The organism is Nocardia aurantia (genome assembly GCF_009604425.1).
GTDB lineage: Bacteria > Actinomycetota > Actinomycetes > Mycobacteriales > Mycobacteriaceae > Nocardia > Nocardia aurantia.
In genome coordinates this window covers 231,461-253,939 of sequence record NZ_WEGI01000013.1, presented here as the reverse complement: position 1 = coordinate 253,939, position 22,479 = coordinate 231,461, and the positions used below count along the sequence as shown (strand labels likewise).

Annotated in this window: 25 protein-coding genes; 14 read left to right on the top strand and 11 right to left on the bottom strand. The window is 68.1% G+C overall.

What is annotated here, in order from left to right; all coding sequences use genetic code 11:
- Nucleotides 1-21: 21 nt before the first annotated feature.
- The 5 genes from rpsG to hppD all read right to left on the bottom strand — a co-directional run bounded on the left by rpsG (nucleotide 22) and on the right by hppD (nucleotide 3,475).
- The gene (rpsG, locus tag NRB56_RS29500; RefSeq protein WP_019932692.1) at nucleotides 22-492 is read right to left on the bottom strand and encodes a 30S ribosomal protein S7; all 471 of its coding nucleotides are present in this window, start codon (nucleotides 490-492) and stop codon (nucleotides 22-24) included.
- Nucleotides 492-866, bottom strand: a complete 375-nt coding sequence (gene rpsL, locus NRB56_RS29495) for a 30S ribosomal protein S12 (protein ID WP_153347557.1) — start codon at nucleotides 864-866, stop codon at nucleotides 492-494. The genes rpsG and rpsL overlap by 1 nt, the downstream gene beginning before the upstream one ends.
- A gap of 262 nt (nucleotides 867-1,128) precedes the next feature.
- A complete protein-coding gene (locus NRB56_RS29490) occupies nucleotides 1,129-1,668 on the bottom strand; it encodes a DUF3558 domain-containing protein (protein ID WP_153347556.1) in 540 nt (179 codons plus the stop codon).
- An 8-nt stretch (nucleotides 1,669-1,676) separates the two neighbouring features.
- A complete protein-coding gene (locus NRB56_RS29485; RefSeq protein ID WP_153347555.1) occupies nucleotides 1,677-2,210 on the bottom strand; it encodes a DUF3558 domain-containing protein in 534 nt (177 codons plus the stop codon).
- Nucleotides 2,211-2,287: 77 nt separating this feature from the next.
- Complete coding sequence (hppD, locus tag NRB56_RS29480) at nucleotides 2,288-3,475, bottom strand: 4-hydroxyphenylpyruvate dioxygenase (RefSeq protein WP_153347554.1); 1,188 nt, start codon at nucleotides 3,473-3,475, stop codon at nucleotides 2,288-2,290.
- Between the two features lie 129 nt (nucleotides 3,476-3,604).
- Here hppD and NRB56_RS29475 point away from each other — a divergent pair, with 129 nt between their 5' ends.
- From NRB56_RS29475 to NRB56_RS29460, 4 genes are read left to right on the top strand one after another with little or no spacing between them, the layout of a single operon-like run.
- Nucleotides 3,605-4,120 carry an Lrp/AsnC family transcriptional regulator gene (locus tag NRB56_RS29475; protein WP_153347553.1) on the top strand — a complete coding sequence of 172 codons (516 nt, stop codon included), beginning with the start codon at nucleotides 3,605-3,607 and terminating at the stop codon, nucleotides 4,118-4,120.
- A 57-nt stretch (nucleotides 4,121-4,177) separates the two neighbouring features.
- A complete protein-coding gene (locus tag NRB56_RS29470) occupies nucleotides 4,178-6,031 on the top strand; it encodes a serine/threonine-protein kinase (RefSeq protein ID WP_153347552.1) in 1,854 nt (617 codons plus the stop codon).
- Nucleotides 6,031-7,941 carry a serine/threonine-protein kinase gene (locus NRB56_RS29465; protein WP_194291031.1) on the top strand — a complete coding sequence of 637 codons (1,911 nt, stop codon included), beginning with the start codon at nucleotides 6,031-6,033 and terminating at the stop codon, nucleotides 7,939-7,941. The genes NRB56_RS29470 and NRB56_RS29465 overlap by 1 nt, the downstream gene beginning before the upstream one ends.
- Nucleotides 7,942-7,946: 5 nt before the next feature.
- The gene (locus NRB56_RS29460) at nucleotides 7,947-9,155 is read left to right on the top strand and encodes a DUF7373 family lipoprotein (protein WP_153347550.1); all 1,209 of its coding nucleotides are present in this window, start codon (nucleotides 7,947-7,949) and stop codon (nucleotides 9,153-9,155) included.
- A 6-nt stretch (nucleotides 9,156-9,161) separates the two neighbouring features.
- Here NRB56_RS29460 and NRB56_RS29455 read toward each other — a convergent pair whose 3' ends face one another.
- Together NRB56_RS29455 and NRB56_RS29450 are read right to left on the bottom strand one after the other, a co-directional pair.
- Nucleotides 9,162-10,352, bottom strand: coding sequence for a transglycosylase SLT domain-containing protein (locus NRB56_RS29455; protein WP_153347549.1), 1,191 nt, complete (start codon nucleotides 10,350-10,352; stop codon nucleotides 9,162-9,164).
- The gene (locus NRB56_RS29450) at nucleotides 10,349-10,666 is read right to left on the bottom strand and encodes a WXG100 family type VII secretion target (protein ID WP_153347548.1); all 318 of its coding nucleotides are present in this window, start codon (nucleotides 10,664-10,666) and stop codon (nucleotides 10,349-10,351) included. The genes NRB56_RS29455 and NRB56_RS29450 overlap by 4 nt, the downstream gene beginning before the upstream one ends.
- A 185-nt stretch (nucleotides 10,667-10,851) precedes the next feature.
- Here NRB56_RS29450 and NRB56_RS29445 point away from each other — a divergent pair, with 185 nt between their 5' ends.
- The 6 genes from NRB56_RS29445 (at nucleotide 10,852) to NRB56_RS29420 (ending at nucleotide 16,190) form a co-directional block, all read left to right on the top strand.
- Nucleotides 10,852-11,826 carry an NADPH:quinone oxidoreductase family protein gene (locus NRB56_RS29445; protein WP_153347547.1) on the top strand — a complete coding sequence of 325 codons (975 nt, stop codon included), beginning with the start codon at nucleotides 10,852-10,854 and terminating at the stop codon, nucleotides 11,824-11,826.
- Between the two features lie 33 nt (nucleotides 11,827-11,859).
- Nucleotides 11,860-12,972, top strand: a complete 1,113-nt coding sequence (locus NRB56_RS29440) for a winged helix DNA-binding domain-containing protein (protein WP_153347546.1) — start codon at nucleotides 11,860-11,862, stop codon at nucleotides 12,970-12,972.
- A 239-nt stretch (nucleotides 12,973-13,211) separates the two neighbouring features.
- Entirely contained in the window at nucleotides 13,212-14,204 is a 993-nt protein-coding gene (locus NRB56_RS29435; RefSeq protein WP_153347545.1) for an isopenicillin N synthase family dioxygenase, read from the top strand.
- Nucleotides 14,201-14,839 (top strand): GntR family transcriptional regulator, encoded by a 639-nt coding sequence (locus NRB56_RS29430; protein WP_319943720.1) that lies wholly within the window; start codon nucleotides 14,201-14,203, stop codon nucleotides 14,837-14,839. Before NRB56_RS29435 ends, NRB56_RS29430 begins: the two co-directional genes overlap by 4 nt.
- Before the next feature lie 94 nt (nucleotides 14,840-14,933).
- A complete protein-coding gene (locus tag NRB56_RS29425) occupies nucleotides 14,934-15,710 on the top strand; it encodes an acyl-[acyl-carrier-protein] thioesterase (protein WP_319943719.1) in 777 nt (258 codons plus the stop codon).
- 87 nt (nucleotides 15,711-15,797) lie between these two features.
- Nucleotides 15,798-16,190: a hypothetical protein gene (locus NRB56_RS29420; protein WP_153347543.1), complete on the top strand. Its 393-nt coding sequence runs from the start codon at nucleotides 15,798-15,800 to the stop codon at nucleotides 16,188-16,190.
- Nucleotides 16,191-16,253: 63 nt separating this feature from the next.
- On the opposite strand, the gene NRB56_RS29415 is transcribed toward NRB56_RS29420, so the two are convergent.
- Nucleotides 16,254-17,924 (bottom strand): FAD-dependent oxidoreductase, encoded by a 1,671-nt coding sequence (locus NRB56_RS29415; RefSeq protein WP_153347542.1) that lies wholly within the window; start codon nucleotides 17,922-17,924, stop codon nucleotides 16,254-16,256.
- 154 nt (nucleotides 17,925-18,078) lie between these two features.
- Here NRB56_RS29415 and NRB56_RS29410 point away from each other — a divergent pair, with 154 nt between their 5' ends.
- Entirely contained in the window at nucleotides 18,079-18,570 is a 492-nt protein-coding gene (locus tag NRB56_RS29410; protein ID WP_153347541.1) for a SixA phosphatase family protein, read from the top strand.
- Between the two features lie 24 nt (nucleotides 18,571-18,594).
- Here NRB56_RS29410 and NRB56_RS29405 read toward each other — a convergent pair whose 3' ends face one another.
- From NRB56_RS29405 to NRB56_RS29395, 3 genes are all read right to left on the bottom strand, one after another.
- Nucleotides 18,595-18,795: a hypothetical protein gene (locus NRB56_RS29405; protein ID WP_153347540.1), complete on the bottom strand. Its 201-nt coding sequence runs from the start codon at nucleotides 18,793-18,795 to the stop codon at nucleotides 18,595-18,597.
- A gap of 77 nt (nucleotides 18,796-18,872) precedes the next feature.
- Nucleotides 18,873-19,637: a dioxygenase family protein gene (locus NRB56_RS29400; RefSeq protein WP_153347539.1), complete on the bottom strand. Its 765-nt coding sequence runs from the start codon at nucleotides 19,635-19,637 to the stop codon at nucleotides 18,873-18,875.
- Between the two features lie 13 nt (nucleotides 19,638-19,650).
- On the bottom strand, nucleotides 19,651-20,271 hold the full coding sequence (locus tag NRB56_RS29395) for a GTP cyclohydrolase II (protein ID WP_153347538.1): 621 nt from the start codon (nucleotides 20,269-20,271) through the stop codon (nucleotides 19,651-19,653).
- A gap of 96 nt (nucleotides 20,272-20,367) precedes the next feature.
- On the opposite strand from NRB56_RS29395, the gene NRB56_RS29390 reads away from it, so the two are divergent.
- The 3 genes from NRB56_RS29390 (at nucleotide 20,368) to NRB56_RS29380 (ending at nucleotide 22,367) form a co-directional block, all read left to right on the top strand.
- Nucleotides 20,368-20,832: a MarR family winged helix-turn-helix transcriptional regulator gene (locus NRB56_RS29390; RefSeq protein ID WP_153347537.1), complete on the top strand. Its 465-nt coding sequence runs from the start codon at nucleotides 20,368-20,370 to the stop codon at nucleotides 20,830-20,832.
- A 249-nt stretch (nucleotides 20,833-21,081) separates the two neighbouring features.
- Nucleotides 21,082-21,393: a GNAT family N-acetyltransferase gene (locus NRB56_RS29385; protein ID WP_153347536.1), complete on the top strand. Its 312-nt coding sequence runs from the start codon at nucleotides 21,082-21,084 to the stop codon at nucleotides 21,391-21,393.
- On the top strand, nucleotides 21,390-22,367 hold the full coding sequence (locus NRB56_RS29380) for a pirin family protein (RefSeq protein WP_319943718.1): 978 nt from the start codon (nucleotides 21,390-21,392) through the stop codon (nucleotides 22,365-22,367). Before NRB56_RS29385 ends, NRB56_RS29380 begins: the two co-directional genes overlap by 4 nt.
- The last annotated feature ends 112 nt before the right edge of the window (nucleotides 22,368-22,479 follow it).

Here is a 22,479-nt window from a genome sequence, read left to right as displayed (position 1 = left end):
CTCGGCGATCCGGGAGCCGACTCACCAGCGGTAGTGCGCGAAGGCCCGGTTCGACTCGGCCATCTTGTGGGTGTCCTCGCGACGCTTCACCGACGCGCCCAGGCCGTTGCTGGCATCCAGCAACTCGTTGGCCAGACGCTCGACCATGGTCTTCTCACGGCGCTGCCGGGCGAAATTCACCAGCCAGCGCAGCGCGAGGGTGTTGGCGCGGCCCGGCCGCACCTCGATCGGCACCTGGTAGGTGGCGCCACCGACACGCCGGGGCTTGACCTCCAGCGACGGCTTGACGTTGTCCAGCGCGCGCTTCAGGGTGACCACCGGATCGGTGCCGGTCTTGTCGCGGGCCTGTTCCAGGGCGCCGTAGACGATGCGCTCCGCGGTCGACTTCTTGCCGTCGAGCAGGATCTTGTTGACCAGCTGGGTGACCAGCGGCGATCCGTAGACCGGATCGTTGATCAGGGGACGCTTGGGAGCGGGACCCTTGCGCGGCATTAGCTCTTCTCCTTCTTGGCGCCATAGCGGCTGCGGGCCTGCTTGCGGTTCTTGACACCCTGAGTGTCGAGCGAGCCACGAATGATCTTGTAGCGCACACCCGGGAGGTCCTTCACACGGCCGCCACGCACGAGCACCATCGAGTGCTCCTGCAGGTTGTGACCCTCGCCCGGAATGTAGGCGGTGACCTCCACCTGGCTGGTCAGGCGAACACGCGCGACCTTACGCAGCGCAGAGTTCGGCTTCTTCGGGGTCGTGGTGTACACGCGAGTGCACACGCCACGACGCTGCGGGCTCCCCTTCAGGGCCGCAGTCTTGGTCTTGGCGACCTTGTCGCTACGACCCTTGCGGACCAGCTGGTTGATGGTTGGCATAGACCGGCTTTCCTTATTAGTAACCAGGTGTCTGGAACTTCATGTCTGTGTTCAGTTGCCGCGTTCCTCGCGCCCCGAGGTCGGGCGTGTCGCGCGCAGTTCAGGACCCTTTTCCGGGGCACGCTGAAACCGTCGGCCGCTCTCGCTGGCTTATGTCCTGCTCACAACTTGCCCGCACGCATCCGGGCACAGCGGTCCACGATACCTGTCGGCGCGGCGGGGGGCAAAAAGGGGGTCCCCGTGCTACGCCGCCGGCGGATCGTCATCGGGCCAGGTTCAAGGTCAATTCCGCCAACTTCTTCGCCGCGTCGCACGGGTCCGGATGGCCGCCGCCGGGACGGTAGTTCACCCACCAGCCGATGATCCCGGTATCGGCCGCCGGCGCCATCACACCACAGGAGTCCGGATCGTTGGGGCGCCGGACCTGCAGCGACCGGCGGCCCTGCACATTGATGTCCGAGGTCTGATAGCCGAGCCGGTCGTTGTTCTGCTTCTCGTTGGCGAGTGAGCCCATCTCGTACCAGTTCAGCGTGGCCATGCCGTCGCCGCCCGGCGCGCCGGTCAGATCCCACATGCACACCGCGCCGTTGAAGGACGAATCGGCGCTGGCGGACCCGGTGGCCTTCGCGATCTCGTCCAGCTGGACCACCGAGCATTCACGCAACAGCTTGTCGAAGTTCATGTTCACGCTGCCGCTGCCACCGGCCGGTTGCGCGGTACCGGTGACGGTCCGCCCGCAGCCGGCCGTCGACAGTCCCACCACGACCGCCAGCGCCGCGACCACTACGGCCGGAGCTCTCATCGGCTGCCTCACTTCAGTCTCTGCACGGTCAGTTCGGCCAGTTTCCGGTTCTTGTCGCACGGGCTGCCGCCCTGGGACGGGAACAGCCCGGTGGAGGTCGACCACTCGAAGAAATCGTCGCCGAGCTGCACCGCGAGGTCGCAGATGGATCCGTCCGGCGAGGCGTCCTGGAAGCCCTTGTGCCCGCCGACCTCGATATCCTCCGGATTGCGGCCCTGCGCGGTGACCCAGGCGCGCTCGCGCCCGATCGGGCTGCCGCGGTAGGAGGCGAAGGTGACGCTCGGCGAGCCGATCCCGGCGGCCTGCCAATTGCAGCCCACCGAATTCTTGAACGCGCGGGAGACCTGGGTGAGGCCGCCGAGGTTGCGTACCTCGTCGTCCGTGGCATTGCCGCATTCACCGGTGAACGGCCCCAGCGTGGCCACCTTCGCCGGGGGCCGCACCGCGGGGGCGTCACCGCTCGACTTGTCACCCGACCCGCACCCCGCGAGCAATGCCGCCGCGAGGGCTGTCGTCGCGACGATCGCCGACGTGATCCGCATGCCTGGCACTCTACTGGGCGCGGGCACGGAAAGCAGACAGCCGAGTGGGGGCCGGGTAACGGCCCGCCGAACGTCCGTCAGAGGTTGCCGCGGGCCTGCTGTTCCCGTTCGATGGCCTCGAACAGCGCCTTGAAGTTGCCCTTGCCGAATCCCAGCGAACCGTGCCGTTCGATCAGTTCGAAGAACACCGTCGGCCGGTCGGTCAGCGGTTTACAGAAGATCTGCAGCAGATAGCCGTCCTCGTCGCGATCGACCAGGATGCCGCGGGAACGCAACTGCTCCACCGGAACCCGCACGTGCCCGATCCGGGCGCGCAGCTCCGGATCCGAGTAGTAGGCGTCCGGCGTGCCGAGCAACTCCACCCCGGCGGCGCGCAGCGCGTCGACCGCGGTCAGGATGTCATCGGTGGCCAGCGCGATGTGCTGCACCCCCGGACCCCGGTAGAACTGCAGATACTCATCGATCTGGGAACGTTTGCGGCCGGCGGCCGGCTCGTTCAGCGGGAATTTCACCCGATGGTTCCCGCTCGCCACGACCTTGCTCATCAGCGCGGAGTACTCGGTGGCGATGTCGTCGCCGATGAACTCGGCCAGATTGCGGAAACCCATCACCCGGCGGTAGAAGCCGACCCATTCGTCCATCCGGCCGAGTTCCACGTTGCCGACGACGTGGTCGACGGCCTGGAAAAGCCGGGCCGTCGCGTGTCCGGCGATCGGATCCACGGTCGCGTAGCCGGGCAGATACGGGCCCTCGTACCGGGAGCGGTCCACCAGGGTGTGGCGGGTGTCGCCGTAGGTGGCCAGTGCCGCGCTGCGGACGGTGCCGAACTCGTCGCTGTCGTCGTGCGGGGCCACCAGGACCGTCGCACCCTGCGCTCGCGCCCGCGCGACGCAACGGTCCACATCGGGCACCTCGAGGGCGATGTCGGCGATGCCGTCGCCGTGCCGCGCGTGGTGCGCGACCAGGGGACTGTCCGGATCGACGGCGCCGGTGATCACGAACCGCGCACTACCGCTGCGCAGCACGAAACCCTTGTGATCGCGATTGCCGGTCTCCGGTCCCGAATATGCCTCGAGCCGCATGCCGAACGCGGATTGCAGATAGTGTGCGAACACCGTCGCATTGCCGACCACCCAGACCAGCGCGTCCCATCCGATCACCGGGAAGGGATCGTGCGCGGAATCGTGATCGACCAGCCCCACCAGGCGACGCAACTCGCTGTCGCTGGGTACTTCGCCCGTCCTCGGCAGGTTGTCGGTAGTCATGTACCAAGGAAATCTCCGCGGCGCGGACTGGGCAAGACCGCTCGAATTCGCTCGACACGATGGTGAATTACGCCACCTGCACCGGGCTTTTGCTGGACACTTTGAACAGTTCACCGAACGGAGCCGCCGATGCCGCACCAGCCCGCCAAACTGGACGAACTGGACCTCGCGATCCTCACCGCCATGCACGAGTATCAGAAGGCCGGCGTGCTGGAACTGTCCCGCCGCACCCGTGTCGCCCGCGCGACCGTCCAGGCCCGCATCGCGCGGATGGAGGAGTCCGGGGTGATCACCTCCTACGATCCGCAGGTCGACGTGACGGCTGCCGGCTTCGATGTGCAGGCGTTCGTGACCCTGGAGATCGCCCAGGGCGCGCTGGACGCGGTAGCCACCGACCTGACGGCGATACCCGGCGTACTGGAGGCCTACGCCACCACCGGTTCCGGCGACGTGCTCTGCCGGCTGGGCGCCGACTCGCACACCGGTCTGCAATCGGTGCTGCTGAGCATCGACCGGAGTCCCGCGGTGGTCCGGTCGCACAGCGTGGTCGTGCTGTCCACGGTCGTCCCGCGCCGCACCCTGCCCCTACTCCACACCCTCGCCCCGGCGGGCAGTTCCCGGGCGCCGGCGTACCGGAACGGATAGTCGGCACGCATCCGGCAACGGATCGGTACCATAGCGGCAGCAGGGGAGGGCTGAGCCGTGAAACCGTTGGGGCCACACGATTTTCGCACGCTCGGCCACTACCACTTGGTCGCGGTGATCGGGCAGGGCACGATGGGCCGAGTGCTGCTGGGCCGCGCGCCGGACGGCCGGCTCGTGGCGGTCAAGGTGATCCACCGGCACCTCGCACAGACTCCCCGTTTCCGGGATCGCTTCCGGCTCGAGGTGCAGGCTTCACAGCGGGTCACAGGGGCTTATACCGCCGCTGTGATGGATGCGGATCCTGATGCGGGACAGCCATGGTTGGCGTCGGTTTATGTAGCCGGCCCGGCGCTGCGTGACGTGGTCGAGCGATACGGTCCGCTCCCAGTCGGCGGCCTCGGGCTGCTCGCGGGCGGGCTGGCCGCCGCCCTGCGCGAAATTCACCGGGCCGGCATGATCCATCGTGACCTGAAACCCGCCAATATACTGCTCGGCGCCGACGGCCCCCGGGTCATCGACTTCGGCATCGCCCACACGCTCGATACGGATCTTCAGCTGACCGGCGTCGGCACATTGCTCGGTTCGCCCGCCTTCATGTCTCCCGAACAGGCCGAAGGCCGTCCGCTCACTCCTGCGAGCGATATTTTCGCCGCCGGCGCTGTTCTGGCCGCGGCCGCCACCGGACGCAGCCCGTTTCTCGGTCCCTCTGTTCCGCAAACTCTCTTCAACGTCGTCCACCGGCAGGCGGACACCAGCGGAATTCCCGAGGCACTTCGGCCACTTGTGGATGCGTGCCTGGCAAAGGACCCGATGAACCGGCCTACTCCCGAGCAATTGCTGGAGATGATCGAGCGTATTCCGGTGAGTTCCGGATGGAGTCCGGCCGTGAGGCAGGAGATCTCCGCCCATCGGTCGGAGGCGAACCGGTGGGCTCGATCGCCGAACACCCGCAGGTTCGGCCGGCGGATGAGATGGACTGCCGCCGCAGCGGTTTCGGCTGTCGTGATCGGCAGTGCCATTCTCACGGTCGCGACGCACCGGCCGGCCGCCGTACCGGCGGATCCGCTGGCAGGCCGGACCCTCACGATGTCGGATGATCAACTGCGGCTCGTGGATACCTGCGCCTTGCTCGATTCGAACGTCCTCGGCGCACTCGGCCGGCCGAGTGCGCCGGAACCAGTCGATTCCTCGGTCTGCAGCACGAAAATCACGGCTGACGGCGGACGACAGGCGGCCCTCTCGATCGGCGTCGGCACCGCAGTGGCATCCGCAACGCCCGAGACGACCGCCGGGGTGCTCGCCGGTCGAGAGGTTCTCGCGACCTCCGACGCACCTCGGGCATGTGCCCGAACACTTCTCGTGCGTACCGAACCGAAACTCGGAATCGCCACCACTGTCTCCAATTTCGACGGTGATCCCTGCACTCTCGCCATGAAGACGTTGCGTGCGATCGTGCTACGACTGGTCACCGAGCCTCCGCAGGCGGCGCTGCCCCGTCGTTCCGTGGTTCGGATCGATCCCTGTGCTTCGCTGGATTCCTCGGTGCTTTCGTCGGCAGTGGCCGGACCTGCGGTCCGTCCCGCCGAGACGGACATCCACACTTGCACGTGGGCAGGAGACACTGTGGCCGTAACGATCCGGACCACGGAAACCCAACGCATGGACAACGACCCGCAGTATCGGCTGATCCAGGTCGAGGGCAACCCGATGGTCGCCGACTTCACCGCCGCACGGGTCGTCGCGCCGGACGGTACCTGCGCGACCGCCCGGGTCCAACAGGCGACCACCGAGAACCGCGCGGAGATCATCCAGGCGACGGCACAGCCGATCAGCGTGAACGCTCGTGATTCGGCATGTGCGATCACCGAGCGAATCCTGGTCGCCGTCATCGATCGGCTGGAGAACACCTGATGGTGACCCCGCTGGACCCAGGTGATGTCACGCGAATCGGCCGATACCGGCTGCTCGGCCTGCTGGGAAGCGGCGGTATGGGGAGGGTGCTACTCGGAGCCGGACCTGACGGCCGGCTCGTCGCCATCAAGCAGATTCACCCACATCTGGTCGCCGAGGGGGACTTTCGAGCCAGGTTCCGCCGGGAGGTGCAGATCTCGGCGCGGGTGTCCGGCGCCTTCACCGCCGCAGTGGTCGATTTCGAGATCGACTCCGAATTTCCTTGGTTGGCATCGGTTTTCGTTCCCGGACTGTCCTTGGATCGAGCGGTGACGGAGTACGGCCCAATGCCCGAGGAACAACTCCTGACGTTGGCGGTGGGCCTGGCCGCCGCGCTGCAGGCGATCCATCGGGTCGGGCTCGTACATCGAGACCTGAAGCCTGCAAACGTAATCCTGGCCGAGGATGGGCCGCGGGTAATCGACTTCGGCATTGCTCGCGCGGTCGATGAACGATCCGAGCTGACCGGAACCGGCTCGATCATCGGTTCGCCGGCCTACATGTCGCCCGAACAGGCGCAATCCGAAACCCTCACTGCCGCCAGTGATATTTTTTCCTTCGGCGTGGTGCTGGTCATGGCGGCCGCGGGGCGGAGCCCCTTCGCCGGTTCGACAGTGCCGGAGACCTTGTACCGGATTCTGCACGCCGAGCCGGACCTCCGGACGCTCTCACCAACGGTGCGCCGGCTGGTCGAACCGTGCCTGCACAAGGATCCCGGACTCCGGCCGACCACGGCGCTGCTGCTCGATCATCTGGGACCACAGCCGGCCCGCGCACAACCATGGACCAGAAATGTGCACGAGGCAATCCGGAGGAGCGCAGAACTGGCGGCGTCGGCCGCCGATCCTGAAGCCACGCTGGTGGCCGGGGCCGTCGAGAACTCAGGGCAGCCGCAGGCCGAATCGGCTTTCGATGACCCTGCGGCCGCCGGAGAGAGGCGCAAATTGCGCCGGTCGATCGGATGGTCGACCGCGCTGGCAGCCTTGCTCGCCCTCGTGATCACTGCGGGGATCGTGGTGTCGAACAGAGACGAGCCGGCCGCGACGATGCCTCCACCGCCCGGTATGACCCTCACCGCACTGCGGTCGATGGATGTATGCGCGCTCCTCGACGATCCAGTGGTATCCGGTCCGGGCACATGGACCAGGCCGCCGGCCTCCGAACAATGGGGAACATGTACCGCGCAGGACGGTGACCATCGGCTCGACATCGCCGTCGAGCGGACCGACGGCTTTCATGCTTCCGGGCCCGCGACCGGAGGCGTATTGATTTCGGATGCCGCCGACCGGGGCGAAGATTCCTGCACGCGTGGGTTGCGGCCGGCGGGAACCGATCCACAGTTCGGCGTCACGATCCGGATCAGCGGCGGGACCCCGAGAAATCGCTGCGACCTCGCAAGCCGGTTCGCTGCCCGAATCGCATCGCGCATCACCACCGCCTCCCCGCTGTTACCGGATATCCGACGATCGCTGGCCGGGCACGATCCCTGTTCGCTCGTCACCAACGAGACGATCGATACCAGGATCGGTAAACAGGTGGACGGCAGCGCCGTGGCCCTCCATTCCTGCGTCTGGAACGGCATATACACACTGACCGTGGACCTGGCACAGGGAAAGGTGCCGGATACGGGTTCGCGGCCGATCGGGCTCGACGGTTTCCTGCCGGACGAAAAGATATATGTCACCGAGTCCGAATTGAATTCACCCTCATGTACCCGAATGGGTGTTTATCGAATTGTCTCGGGTGGCAGAGCGGAAATGGTGACAGTGCGCGTCGAAAATCCTGCGGAGTCCGCGGTCGCCGGCATCCGTTGTATCATCGCGCAGGAGATCGTTCAAGACATCATGGCGAATCTTCCGGAAGTGAAGTGACCGGAATGAAGATCATCCGGGTCATGAGTTTTTTCGTCAGCATCATCGTTACGGCCGTTCTGCTCACCGGCTGCGCGACACGGATTCCGGGGACCGGCACACCGGCCGAAGTGGACGTCCGCGCTCTGGATACCGGCAGATATTCGTTCCGCGCACCCGAGCTGCCCCGGCTCGTGGATCGGACCGCCCAGCTGCGTATCGAGGCGGCCAGGCTTGCCGGTTCGGTGCTCAGCCCGTACTCGGTCGACCCGGCATATGCCGTCGGCGCCTCCGCAGAGGCGCACACGGACATCGGCAGCGTCACCGACTATCTCTATGAGGCCACTGTTCCGGTGCTGTCCGCGCACGGTTTCATCCTCGGGTTCTCGACCGGTTCCGCCGATACCGTGATGCCCCTCAGAAGGGCCGATTACGGCACCCACAAGCACGAGGGATTGACGGTCACGGTCTTGCGATTCCCGGACCGGGCGGCCGCGTTCGCGGCCGCCGGTGAGATGGATGCGGCAGACTTCGCGGCCGATCGGGAGAATGTCGCCGTAGCGATTCCGGAGTATCCCGGGGCCGCGGCACACTGGCGGCCATCGGTACCCACTATGGGAACAACCCTGGCGCGCGGCGACTTCGTCGTCACCGTCCTGGCGGACTCCCGCACCACCGATAGTGACCGGCTGGTCCGGATGACGCAGCGATACCTGGACGCCGAATTGCCGGAACTGGATCGGTTCGCGCCGACACCGTTGGACCGGCTGGACACCCTGCAACAAGATCCTGATCGGGTGCTGGTCCGGACCCTGCATGCCTCGCCCTACATCCCATCGCCGGACGGACAGGGTGAAGTGGTCTATACGCTGTGGGGCTATTCGAATTATGTTCTCGACCAAGGCAGTCGCCTACCGGTCCTCCAACGGACCGGCGTCGATCGCGTCGCCGTGACGCCCAACGTTCTGCTCTTCCGCACACGTGACGCCGACGCCGCCCGGCAGTTCGTCCGGGATTCGCCGGGCCTGGGCGATCCCGCGAGTCATCGTCCGGTCGACCCACCGGAGAAAGTGCCGGGCTCGGTCTGTATACGCGACCGCACCGCCGCATCGGCCGCCGAATTCCGCTGCTTCGTCTCGTACGGCAGATATGCGGCACTGCTGCTGGGCCAGCGGCTCTGGGAAACCCAGCAACGGACGGCGGCGCAGTACGCACTGCTCGCCGGCAGTTCATGACGACCTTCAGTACCCCCGATACGGGAGCCCCTGTGCGACCGCGACAACGCCCGGGACATTCTGCAACGAACCGTATCGGGCGATCGCATAACGACTTGCCGCGATGATGTTGTCGACCGGATTCCGAATATCGCCGTGACCAGGCGCCATATAGGCATTGAAAGTGCTGCCTATGGTCTGCATCAATCCGATGGACGGATGTCCGGCGGCGGCATTGGAGTCATAATTGTTGATCGCGTTCGGATTACCGCCGGACTCGTACTTGATAATCGTCGCAATCGCATTCTCGTCGATGGCGTCCGGCGGATATCCCATCTCGATGAGTACTTGTTTGGCTTGACGGATCCATTCGGCCTGGGGACCGCCGCTGTGATCGTGGGCGTATGCCACGGTCTGATATTCGGCCCCGGCAGGCGGGTGACCGATACCGCCGCTCTGCAGGCCGGTGCTGCCGCCTTGCAGACCGGCGCCGCCGTGGTGGAGAGCCATTCGCCCGGGCGAGGAACCGTTCACCTCGGCGGCCGGTGGAGGTGGTGCCGTGGGCGCCGCCGCGTCGATGGGAGCGGCCGGAGGTGGGGGTGCGCCGCCGGCGCCGGTGATCGGATCGCCGAGGCCCTCGTAGGCGGCGGCGATCGCCTTGCCTGCCTGGTCGACCGTTGTGATCGCCTGTTCGGCAACGCTTTCCGCCTGTTGCAGGGCGCGCATGATCTTCACCTGCCAGGCCAGTGCCTCGCCGTATTCGGTGCCGATCATGGCCTGCAGCTTCGCCTCGGTGAAGAGGTCCTCGTCGTGTGGGCCCCGGCGACTGCGGCGGATCCACTCGATGCGGGCGTCGGCGGAGACCGCGCCGGTCGGGCTCACCGTGTAGCCCGGAATGCCGGGGCCGGGCGGGTGTTCGGCCTGGTTGCGCAGGTCCAGCACGGTCTGCTTGGTGTGGACCAGGTTGTCGACCTGCTGGGTGAGGGCGGTCTGCAATTGCAGCAATGCCTGGCCGAGCGCCGAGGCCCGGGTCTTCTCGGTGACCAGGCGGTCGCCGGCGGCGGCCGCGGCGGCGCCGTCCCACCTCAGGCTCTGCGTCTTGCCGATGCCGGCCAGGATCGCGCCGTCCAGGTCGCCGGAGAGCTTGCCCACCGCGGCGGCGGTCGTCGAGAGTTCCTCCGGGGCCCACTTCTCGACATCCGGGATGGTCAGCGTCATGGATGCAGTCCGATCGTGGTCAGCTTGGCACGGAACTGCTCGTCGGTGACGTCGATGACCTTGCCGGTGTGCTCGATGCTGTCGGCGACCGTCGACAGGCGTTCGCCGACGCGGCCCAGCGCCTTGTCGATGATGGCGTGCAGCTGCGTGCAGGTGGTCTCCCAGCGGGTGCCGGGTAACGCGCCCGCCGCGTCGGCCAGACCGGAACGCAGGCCCACGATGGTGGCGGCCTCGTCGTGCAGCGTCTTGGCGAACGTATGCAATGCGACGGTGTCGACCCGCAGGGCGGCAGGCGGATCGTTCTTACCGGCCATGACTCCCCCTGAAGCGAAGACAGCGGCACACACGGTGGTGTGCAGGCGGCGACGACTGCGATACGGCTGGCTGAGAATAGCAAGATTCCGCCGGTCGGGGTAACGAAATGTGTTCCCCGGCGACCGTCCCGCACCCGCATCCGCTAACTTGAATCCGACGTCAACTGTGGAAGAGAGGCCGATTCATGCGCGCAGCCCAGGTCAGCAAGCTCGAGGGCCCGGAGTCCATCGAGATCGTCGACATTCCGGAGCCGGCACCGATGCCGGACGGCGTCGTCATCGACGTGCACGCGGCGGGTGTCGCCTTCCCCGACGTGCTGATGAGCCGTGGCCTGTACCAGATCAAGCCGGAGCTGCCGTTCGTGGTGGGCGGCGAGGTGGCGGGCATCGTGCGGGAGGCGCCGGCGGGGGCGCAGGTGCGGCCCGGCGACCGGGTGGTCGCGCTGACGCTGCTGGGTAATGCCCTGGCCGAGGTCGCGGTCGCGCCGGCTTCGCAGGTCTTCGCGCTGCCCGACGCGGTGTCGCTGGAGGCCGGCGCGGGGCTGTTGTTCAACGATCTGACCGTGCACTGTGCGCTGAAGACCCGCGGCCGGCTGGCCGAGGGCGAGACCGTGCTGGTGCACGGCGCCGCGGGCGGCATCGGCACCTCGACGCTGCGGATGGCTTCGGCCTTCGGCGCGGGCCGGGTGGTCGCGGTGGTCAGCAGCGAGGAGAAGGCCGAGGTCGCGCGGGCCAACGGCGCCACCGATGTGGTCCTGACCGACGGCTGGGCGGCCGCGGTGAAGAAGCTCACCGGGGGCCACGGCGTCGACGTGGTGGTCGATCCCGTCGGCGGCGACCGGTTCACCGACAGCCTGCGGTCGCTGGCCCCGGCGGGCCGGCTGCTGGTACTCGGTTTCACCGGCGGTGAGATCCCGACCGTGCGGGTGAACCGGTTGCTGCTCAACAACATCGACGTGATCGGGGTGGGCTGGGGCGCGTGGGTGCTGACGCATCCCGGCTACCTGGCCGAGCAGTGGGCCGAGGTGGAACCGCTGCTGGCGTCCGGGCGGATCGCGCCGCCGCGGCCGGTGCTGTACCCGCTGGACCGGGCCGCGGAAGCCGTTGCCGCCCTGGAGAACCGGGGCGCCCTGGGCAAGGTGGTCGTGACGCTGCGCTGACCTGTCGGTGCCCGGCCGTACAGTGGCCGCACCATGACACTCACCGATCGGATCCTGAACCGCACACTGTTGCGACGCCAGCATCTGCTGCGGCGCAGCGAGTTGCCGGTGCCGCGGATGTGTGAGCACCTGGTCGGCCTACAGGCGCAGGACGTGACACCGCCGTTCATCGGATTGTTCAGCCGGACGGTCGATTTCGATCCGGCGGCGGTGTCGGTGGGGCTCACCGAGCGCAGCCTGGTCCGGATCACGTTGATGCGGGCGACGATTCATCTGGTCACGCCGCCGGACGCGCTGCGGATCGCGCCGCATGTGCAGCCCGAACTGGAGAAGATCCCGTTCCGACGCGGTTTCAACGGCGGCGCGATGGTGGGGCTGGATCCCGAGGAGGTCCGGGCCCGGGGTGAGCGCGCCCTCGGCGCCGAGCCGACGCCGGCCGCTCAGTTGCGGCTCCGGGCCGCGGCCGAGTATCCGGACCGGGATCCGGGGGCGGTGGTGCAGACCTGGCTGTATCAGCTTCCCGTGTTGCAGACGCCGCCACGTGGACTGTGGCGCGACAACAGCCGGCCCACCTGGTCGCGCGTCGAGCCGTGGCTGGGCGAGCCGCTGCGGCCCGGCTATCCGCTCGCCGAGCTGGTACTGCGGTATCTGTACGCCTTCGGCCCCGCGAGCACCATGGACATCCAGACCTGGTCGAGGCTGGTCGGGATCAAGGAGGCCGTGCTGCGACTCGGCGACCGGGTGCGCACCTACACCGACGAGCGCGGCCGCACCCTCTACGACCCGGCCGACGCCGAACTCGCCGACCCGGATCTGCCCGCGCCCGTGCGCTTCCTGGGCTGGTACGACAATGTCTACCTCTCGCATCAGGATCGGCGGCGCATCGTGCCGGACGGGGCCGCACCGCCGTTGCGGCACATGGCCGCTCAGGTCGCGCCGATCCTGGTGGACGGGTATCTGTCCGGGATCTACAAGATCGTCACCGACCGGACCCGGGCCCGGCTGCGGATCTCGCCCCTGCGCGCCTGGACCGCCGCGGAGCGTGCCGAGGTCGAGGAGGAGGGCGCCGCACTGCTCGCGTTCCTGGCGCCCGAGCGGGAGCCGGCGATCGAATTGCTTTCCGCCGGAGCCGATCTCCGAGCCTGAGGCGACGCCCGTGCCTATCCGGAACCGGGTGCGGAGCCCTCGCTGTCCGCCCGGAGAACGGTGACGGGAGTGGCGAATCGGTCGCGAATGGCATCCGGCCGACCCCCGGTTTCGGCCCGGATCACAGCACATGTAATCGGCAGTGATCTTCCCGAAACACCGTTGCGATTGCATGTAATTATCGGCACCCACACTGGACCCGGAAAGCAATCGCACGACCGCACGACTCGGGAGCCCGCATGACCACGGAATACGATCTGTCCGAAGTGGATCGCGAGAAACGGATGGGCGGGCTCGGCGGGGAGACCGGCGACCGGGAGATCCGGGTGATCGATCTCGGCGAATTCAATTCGCGCCGTGCGGAGATCACCGAGGAGCTCTGGACGGCCGCCACCGAGATCGGGTTCTTCCAGCTCTCCGGGCACGGTATCGCGCCGGAACGGGTCGACCGCGCTTTCGCCCTGACCGAGCGGTTCTTCGCGTTACCGGAGCCGATCAAGGCGAAATACGCACTGGTGAAGGCGAAGAACTCGGGGTGGGAGAGTCGCAGTCAGGTGCGGCCGTCGATCGGGGTGCCGGATCGGAAGGAGTCCTATCAGATCACCCGGCCGAATATGGCGGGGTTGTGGCCCGGCGATGCCGAACTACCCGAATTCGCCTCGGAACTGCTCGATTTCGAACGGCAGTGCTGGACGGTGGCGATGCGGGTGCTGTCCTGCTTCGCGGATCGGCTCGGCTTCCCGCGCGACCATTTCACGGCAGCGCACGATCCGAGTTCCGAGCGCTATCAGAGCACGCTGCGGCTGCTGCACTATTTCGCGGTACCGCCGGAACTGTACGGCGTGCCGGGACACTGGCGGGCCGGCGCGCACACCGATTTCGATTGCCTGACACTGCTTTTCCAGCGCGACGGGCAAGGCGGGCTGCAGGTCTGTCCCGGCCGCGAGATGGACGGGCAGCAGTGGACCGCCATCACGCCGTCCTCGGCGCTGATCACCTGCAACATCGGCGACATGCTCACCCGGTGGAGCGACGATCTGCTGCCGTCCAATTTCCATCGGGTGCGGGGACCGGGCGCCGGGGAATATCAGGGCGATCGGTACAGCATCGCGTACTTCGCCCAGGCCGATCGGGATGCGGTGATCCGCGGACCGCGCGGCGGCTATCCGGCGGTGACCGCGGCCGAATTCATCGCCGCTCGGGTGGCGGCGAACTACCGCCCGCGGTCGTGACCGGGGCGGAGCTGCTCGGGCCGGCGGTGCATCGGGAACTGCGGCGGCTGGTGCTGGATGGCGAGCTGGAACCCGGTGCGCCGCTGAGTGTTCCGGCTCTGTCGGGGCGACTCGGAGTGAGCCGCAGTCCGGTTCGGGAGGCGGTGCAGCAGTTGATCGCCGAGGGGCTCGCGGTCGCCACACCCCACGCCGGGGCACGGATCGCGGTCCTCGACGATCGGCGCATCCGGGATGTGCTGGCGGTGCGGTCGGTGCTCGACGGGCTCGCCGCCGCGGCCGCCGCCACCCGGCTCACGGAGGCCGACCTCGGCGTTCTCACCGAGTCGTTGTTCGTGCAGGAAACGAATCTGCGGGCGGCCGCGGACCCGGTCCGGGACACCGCCGCGGATCTCGAATTCCACGCCTTCATCCGGGATCGTTGCGAAAATCCCGTCCTGATCGCAGAACTCGTGCGGCTGGAGGCCCAGACCCATCTGTATCGCGGCGATCTGTGGCGGTCGCCCACGAACCGCCGCAGCGCGCTGCGGGAACACCGGCGGATCGTCGAGGCACTCGAATCCGGCCATCCCACAGCCGCTCGGGAGGCCGCCGAAGCGCATGTTTGCGGGCTGATCACCCGGGTCGGACGGGGGTGAGGCGACCGTGGCGGTGTGACGTGCGCCCCGTAAAGTCATGGGGCAACAGCAACGCATGAAAACGCGGCACACCCGTGCAGCGCGAGGAGCTCCAGTGTCACTCGATCAGCCACTCGCCCCGCTTCCCCAGGAGGGCATGGGTTTCGCCGCGGCGTGGCCTGTCCGGGCTGGTGACGTGGATCCGTACAACCGGCTGCGGTTCGATGCCGTGGCGCGCTATCTGCAGGACATCGCGGAGGAGGAACTCCACTCCGGTTTCTTCGAAAACACCGACCCGAACTGGATCGTCCGGCGCACGGTCATCGATGTGGTCCGCCCGATCGTGTGGCCGGATCGGGTGGAGCTGCGCCGCTGGTGTTCGGCGATGTCGACCCGCTGGACGAATATGCGGGTGCGGGTCACCAGCGCCGGCGGGGGGCTGATCGAGACCGAGGGCTTCTGGATCAACATCAACGAGTCGACCAATATGCCGACCCGGATCAGCGACGAGGGCCTTGCGCTGCTGGCGCGCACCACCGCCGAACACCGGCTGCGCTGGCGGCCCTGGCTGACCGATCCGACCCCGCCGGACTCCGATACCGATCTGCCGTTTCCGGTGCGCGCCACCGATATCGATCAGTACAACCACGTCAACAACGCCGCCTACTGGCAGGCGGTGGAACATTTCCTCGTCGACTTCCCGAAGCTGGTGGCCGGACCGCATCGCGCGGTCGTCGAATACGTCGCGCCGGTGCTGGCCCGTCAGCACATCAGCGTGCGCAGCCGCTTCGAGCCGGGCGATCGCGGCACGGGTCATCCGGTGCTGCGACTGTGGTTCATCGTCGGCGACGCGGTGACCACCACCGTGCGCATCGGCCCGCTGCCGGGCTGACCAAATACCGTTTGCACGAAGTTTGCCTGTCAAGATGGATCCGGCGGCATCGGACCGCCGTGATCCGCGGACGGAGGAGAACTCGGCGTGCAGAAGGCTCAGCTCGTGTTACTGGCCGCGGCGGCGGCAACGGCCCTGACCGCCTGCGGGCACGGTTCCGATTCGACCACGCCGTCCACCTCGGTGACCTCGACGGAGACCGCCGCCGGGCCGCCGGGCACCGTGCCCCCGACCGGTCCCGGCGACGTGAGTTGCGGGCACGTGACCGACACCGGCGGGGTGGCCCGCACGGTCATCGCGGTGAAACGGACCGGCGGCCTGGTCGACTGTGCCGAGGCGATGCGCGTCGCCGGGGCCTACGTAAAACAGCGCGACCTGAAGAAGACGGTCGACGGCTGGGACTGCCGGGCGCAGCCCAGCGCGAAGGTGCCCTCGGTCTGCACCAAGGGCGGTCTGATGATCAACCTGCTGCCGAACTGAGCCCGCGCCCCGGCCGTTTCCGATCGATGCCGGAAACAGCCGGGGCGCGGGGGCTCGGTCGGATCAGCTGCGGGCGGCCTTGAGCAGTTCCTCGAGACTGGTGAACTTGACCCGGGGACGGCCACCGGCCTTGCCGGCGGTCTTCTCCGCGGTGTCGATCGCCTTCCAGCCCTCCCGGTCGACCAGATCCGGCTGCCGCTCGGTCAGCAGCGCCTTCAGCGCCGCCCGATCGCTGCGCGGCGCGGCGAGTTTGCCCTGTACGAAATCGGCCAGCAGATGCTCGACCGTCTCCGTCGCGTCGACCCGGTTGGAACCGATCACGCCGCGCGGGCCGCGCTTGATCCAGCCGGACACGTAGACGCCCGTCAGCGGCTCGCCGTCGGCCAGCACCCGGCCCTGCGCGTTGGGGACCACGCCCTCCCGCTCGTCGAACGGCAGATTCGGCACCGGCCGGCCCTTGTAACCGATCGAGCGCAGCACCAGCGAGGCCGGCAGCGTCTCCAGCCGATCGGTGGCCCGGGCGACCAGGTGCCCGGACGCGTCCGCCACCAGTTCGTTGTGCGCGAACTCGATGGACTCGACCTTGTCGGTCCCGTTGATCGCCGTCGGCGAGGTCAGGTAGCGGAAGACGATGCGCTTGTGCTCCGGATTGCGCGGGGCACCGGCGTACTCCTCCGCCAGCTGGTACTTCAGCTGCAGCGTCGGCTCGACCTCGGGATCGTCGAGCAGGGCCCGGCTCTCCCCGTCGAGCTCCAGATCGCCCGCGTCGACGATGACGTCCACATCCTTCAGGTGGGTCAGCGCCAGGAACTCCGGGGTGGTGTACGCCGCCTGCAGCGGCCCACGCCGGCCCAGCACCACGACCTCGCGGATGTTGCTGCCGCGCAGCGTGTCCAGGGCGTGATCGGCGATGTCGGTCTTCGCCAGCTCGTCGGGGTTCATGGTCAGCACCCGGGCCACGTCGAGGGCGACGTTGCCGTTGCCCACGATGACCGCCCGCTCGCCGGACAGGTCGAAGGTGCGGTCGGCGTAGTCGGGGTGACCGTTGTACCAGGCCACGAACTCGGTCGCGGAGTGGCTGCCGGGCAGATCCTCGCCGGGCACGCCCAGCCGGCGGTCGGTGGAGGCGCCCACGGCGTAGATCACCGCGTGATGATGCGCCACCAGCTCGTCGTGGCTGACGTGCCGCCCCACCTCGACGTTGAGGTAGTACTGCAGGGTGTCGCGACGGAAGGCGCTCTCGAACATGGTCGACACGCGCTTGGTGCCGGCGTGGTCGGGGGCGACGCCGGCCCGGACCAGACCCCAGGGGGTCGGCAGCCGGTCGAACATCTCCACCTCGACGTCGGCGCGCCGCAGCAGCTCGTCGGCGGCGTAGCAGGCCGCGGGGCCGGCTCCGACGATCGCGACCCGCAGGGTGCCCAGTTCCTTGGGCGGGCGGGCCGGGGTGCTGATCGGCTCGAAGTTCGACTCGAGTGGGTGCCGCTGGAAGTAGGCGGCGTTGATGTCGCGGAACCGCGACAGCGAAGCCACCAGATCGTCCTCGGAGAAGATGGCCTCCACCGGGCAGGCATCCACACAGGCACCGCAGTCGATACAGGTGTCGGGGTCGATGTACAGCTGCTCGGTCGTCGCGAACTCGGGTTGCTCCGGAGTGGGACGAATGCAATCGACCGGGCACTCGGGTACGCAGCTCGCGTCGTTGCAACAACGCTGCGTGATCACATAGGCCATATCTCGCAGATCCTCGAAACTTTCAGGGGATGTACCGCACCGGGGCTCGATGCGGAGCATGCTCCACGCTGGTATCCGTTGGGTTCCAGTGTGACGCCACCTTCAGTGTGCCTCGAGAGTGAGATACGTCTCTGTCCGGCATACGGTAGGAACCATGGCACGCACCTTGATCTTGATGCGGCACGGAAAGTCCAGCTACCCGCCGGGTGTCGCCGACCACGACCGGCCGCTGGCGCCGCGCGGCCGCCGGGAGGCGGCACTGGCCGGTGACTGGCTGCGTACCACCCTGCCGGAGATCGACGCGGTACGCTGCTCGACCTCCGTACGGACCAGGGAGACCCTGGCCGCCACCGGCGTCACCGCGCCCGTGCTGTTCGAGTCGTCGATCTACGAGGCGACTCCGCACACGCTCGTCGACCTGATCCAGCTCACCGACGACGACGTGGCCACCCTGCTGCTGGTCGGGCACGCGCCCGGCATGCCGTGGACGGCGTGGGAGCTGGCCGCGAATCGCGACTCCGGGCCCGCCACGGAACTGAGCCGCAAATTCCCGACCTCGGCGCTGGCCGTACTGGAATTCGACCGGCCCTGGGCGCGCGCGGACCCGGGCACCGGGGAACTGATCACGTTCCACATCCCCCGCTGAGCCCGTCCGGGTGCTACGCGCGGATCAGTGCAGCAGCTTGCCCCGCACGACGACGACCGCGCCGAGCAGAACCAGCACGATGAGTGCGACGAACCAGTTGGTCAGCCACCACACCACACCGAGCACCGCGACCACGGGCAGCAACGCGACCGTGGCGATGAACGGACTCTCCTTGACCGTCGCCAGGGCCGAGCGGGCCCTGACGCGGTCGATTTCCTTGGCCATGGCTCCAGAGTAGGGGAAATCGGCGCACCGCCGAGGGGCTGCGGGCCGGCGGAACCGGCCGCTGCCCGAGCGCATGCTCAGCCGAGCTGAACGGAGCGTTTCGCCAGATTCATCCAGAAGCCGTCGATCGTCGAGCGCAGCGTGGCCGAATCGGCTTCGCCCGCACCGAGAGTGACGAACAGGGGCGCGAAATGTTCGGTGCGGGGGTGAGCGACGGACGGGCCGGGCGCGGTGTGCCGGAAGTCGAGCAGCGCGTCGATGTCGCCGGCGGCGATCGTCTCCCGGCCCCACTCGTCGAATTCACGGGACCAGGCGGGGACGTCCGCGGATTGCAGGGCGCGCAGGTTGTGGGTGAAGAAACCGCTGCCGATGATCAGCACCCCTTCCTCGCGCAGGGGAGCCAGTGCGCGGCCGAGGTCGAACAGCCCGGCCGGGTCGAGGGTCGGCATCGACAGTTGCAGCACCGGGATGTCGGCGGCCGGATACATCTCGACCAGTGGGACGTAGGCGCCGTGGTCGAGGCCGCGGTCGGGGGCCTCGTGCACGGTACCGCCGAGCAGCGCACGAACCTTCGCGGCGAGTTCGGGAGCGCCGGGGGCCGGGTAGCGCACCCGGTAGTAGTGCTCCGGGAAACCCCAGAAGTCGTAGACCAACGGCACGGCGGTGGTGGCGCCGAGGGTGACGGGCGCGTCCTCCCAGTGCGCGGAGACCACGAGAATCGCGCGGGGGCGGGGCAGTTCGGCGGACCAGGCGGCGAGCTGGCCGGGCCAGATCGGGTCGTCGGCCAGCGGCGGGGCGCCGTGGCTCAGATACAGCGCCGGCATGCGGGTGGTTTCGGCCATGATGTGCTCTCCTTCAGCCGATCAATCGGATGGTATGCCCGGTGTGCTCCACCTTGGCGCGCAGATAGCGCAGATTGGTCGGGGTGGCGTGGACGCCGGTCGGCACCGCCGTGCGGACCCCGATACCGAGCGCCAGCAGTTGCCGGGGCTTGTCCGGGTTGTTGGTGAGCAGATCGATCTCGGCGAGGCCCAGCGCGGTCAGCATCTGCGCCGCCGGCGTGTAGTCGCGGCCGTCCTCGGGCAGGCCGAGCGCGGCGTTGGCCTGGTAGGTGTCCAGGCCGCTGTCCTGCAGGGCATAGGCGTCGAGTTTGTTGTAGAGACCGATGTCGCGGCCCTCCTGCCGCAGATAGAGCAGCACGCCGCCGATCTCGGCGATCCGCTGCACCGCCTCCCGCAGTTGCGGGCCGCAGTCGCAGCGGGCGGAACCGAAGACGTCACCGGTGAGGCATTCCGAGTGCAGCCGCACCAGCGGCACCCGGCCGGGGCGCGGCTCTCCGAGGAGCAGGGCAAGATGCTCCCTGCCGTCGCTGAGTCCGTCGAAGGTGACCGCCTCGGCGGTGGCCGAGTAGCCGTCACCGAAGGTGAGCGGGATGCGCACCCGGGTGCGGACCTCGGCGCGAGGGGCTGGCTCCATATGACTGCTCCGAGCTGCGAGACCTACCAGTTCAAATTTGAACAACAGGGTATCCGGTGGGGTTATTCCGGTCCGCGGCGACGGTAATCTCGGAATATGGACGGTGATCCGCGTTGGCTCGACGATCGGGAGCGCCGCGCCTGGATCGCCTTCCTCACCGCCGCCGGACTGCTCGGCCGTCGGCTGGACCGGCAGCTGGAACACGATGCCGGGCTCTCGCATCTGCAATACGAGATCCTGGTCCGGCTCTCCGCCGCCACCGGGCACGAGTTGCGGATGACCGAACTGGCCGACTCGCTGGTCGATTCCAAGAGCAAGCTCACCTATCAGATCGACCGGCTGGAACAGGCCGGGCTGGTCCGCCGCCGGTCCTGCCGCAGCGATATGCGCGCGGTGTACGCGGTACTCACCGACGCCGGCCGCCGCAAGCTGGAGCAGGCCGCCCCCGCACACGTCGCCACCGTGCGGGAACTGTTCATCGACGTGCTGACCCCCGAGCAGCTGGATGTGATCGGCACCGCGCTCGACGAGGTCGGCCGGCGGCTGCGCACCGAGCCCTGAATCCGAAACATGGTCACTTCCACCGCTTTCCGCGCGGACCCACGAACTCGGTTGTGCAGCACGCGCGAAACCGCCACACCCATGGTTACTATGCGACGGCCATGCAAGTGCCCGCCGCACCGCTCCCGGCCGCTCTCACCAGCACACCGATCGGCGGAACGGTACCGGCGCGTGAGTATGCTCTTGCGCGGCAACACAAGTCGGGCGACCAGGGGTCGGCAGGGTGGGTACCGGAAGGGGCACGCAGGCATGAGCGAACAGGCGGTGGCGACGACCGTCGTCCGCAACGACGCACAGCACCGCTACGAGGTGTGGTACGGCGACAAGCTGGCCGGTTTCGCCGAGTTCCGTGAGCGAGATCACGACACCGTGTTCGTCCACACCGAGGTCGACACCGAATACAGCGGTAAGGGCCTGGCCAACTCGCTGGTGCGGGAGGCGGTCGACGATGTGATCGGCCGCGGCCGCGGCATCGTGGCGCGCTGCCCGTTCGTCAAGGGGTGGCTGGACAAGCACCCCGACTACGATGCGCACGTGGTGGGCAAGGGAATTCAACGGTGAGCGACCTCGAGGTCGCACCCTCCGAAGCGGTGTGCGAGGCCGCGCCCGCGCCCGGCCCGCGCGCCGACCTGCATCCCGCGCGCGTGGTGCCGCTCGGCGGTGTGCGCGGCGTGAGCGTGGAACGTGTACTGCCGCAACGGGATCTGCCCACCGTCGGGGCGTGGTGCTTCCTCGACCACTTCGGCTCGCTCGCACCCGCCGAGGAGTTGCCACCGGATATCGATCCGCATCCGCACATCGGCCTGCAAACGGTGACCTGGCCGTTCGACGGCCGCATCCGGCATCGCGACAGTCTCGGTTCCGATGTCGAGATCGAGCCCGGGCAACTGAACCTGATGACCTCCGGTCGCGGGATCGCGCATTCCGAGTACACCGTCCCGGGCGCCCCCGCCGGACACGGACTGCAGCTGTGGATCGCCCTGCCCGGCGACCGTACCGGCATCGACCCGCACTTCGAGCAGCATCGCGAACTGCCGGTGTTCGACCTGCCCGGTCTGCGCGCGACCGTGCTGATCGGGACCCTCGGCGGCGTCACCTCCCCGGCCGTCGCCTATACCCCGATCGTCGGCGCCGATCTGACCCTCGAACCGGGTGCGACGGTCGGGCTGCCGCTGGATCCGGGCTTCGAGCACGCTGTCCTGGTGCTCTCCGGCGAACTGGTCGCCGGCGGCGTCACCGTCACGCCCGGACCGCTGCTGTATCTGGGCAGCGGCCGGGAGAGCCTGGAGTTGACCGCCGAGACCGGCGCGCACGCGGTACTGATCGGCGGCGAGCCCTTCGCCGAGGACCTGGTGATGTGGTGGAACTTCGTGGCCCGCAGCCACGACGAGATCGAGGCCGCCCGCACCGCCTGGGAGCGGCACGACACCAGCCGATTCGGCGACGTGCCCGGCCACCTGCCGGAGCAGCGGATCCCGGCACCCCCGCTGCCCAATCTGCGCCTGCGGCCACGAAAACGGCGGATCACCGGCTGAGTCGGGTCGGCGGGGGCGGCGGCCGATCATCCAGCGGGATCGGCGACATCGCCGCGAGCGTGCGGTGCGGTGGTCGGCGGTCCGGGACGATCCCGGCGCTGCGGGGACGGAC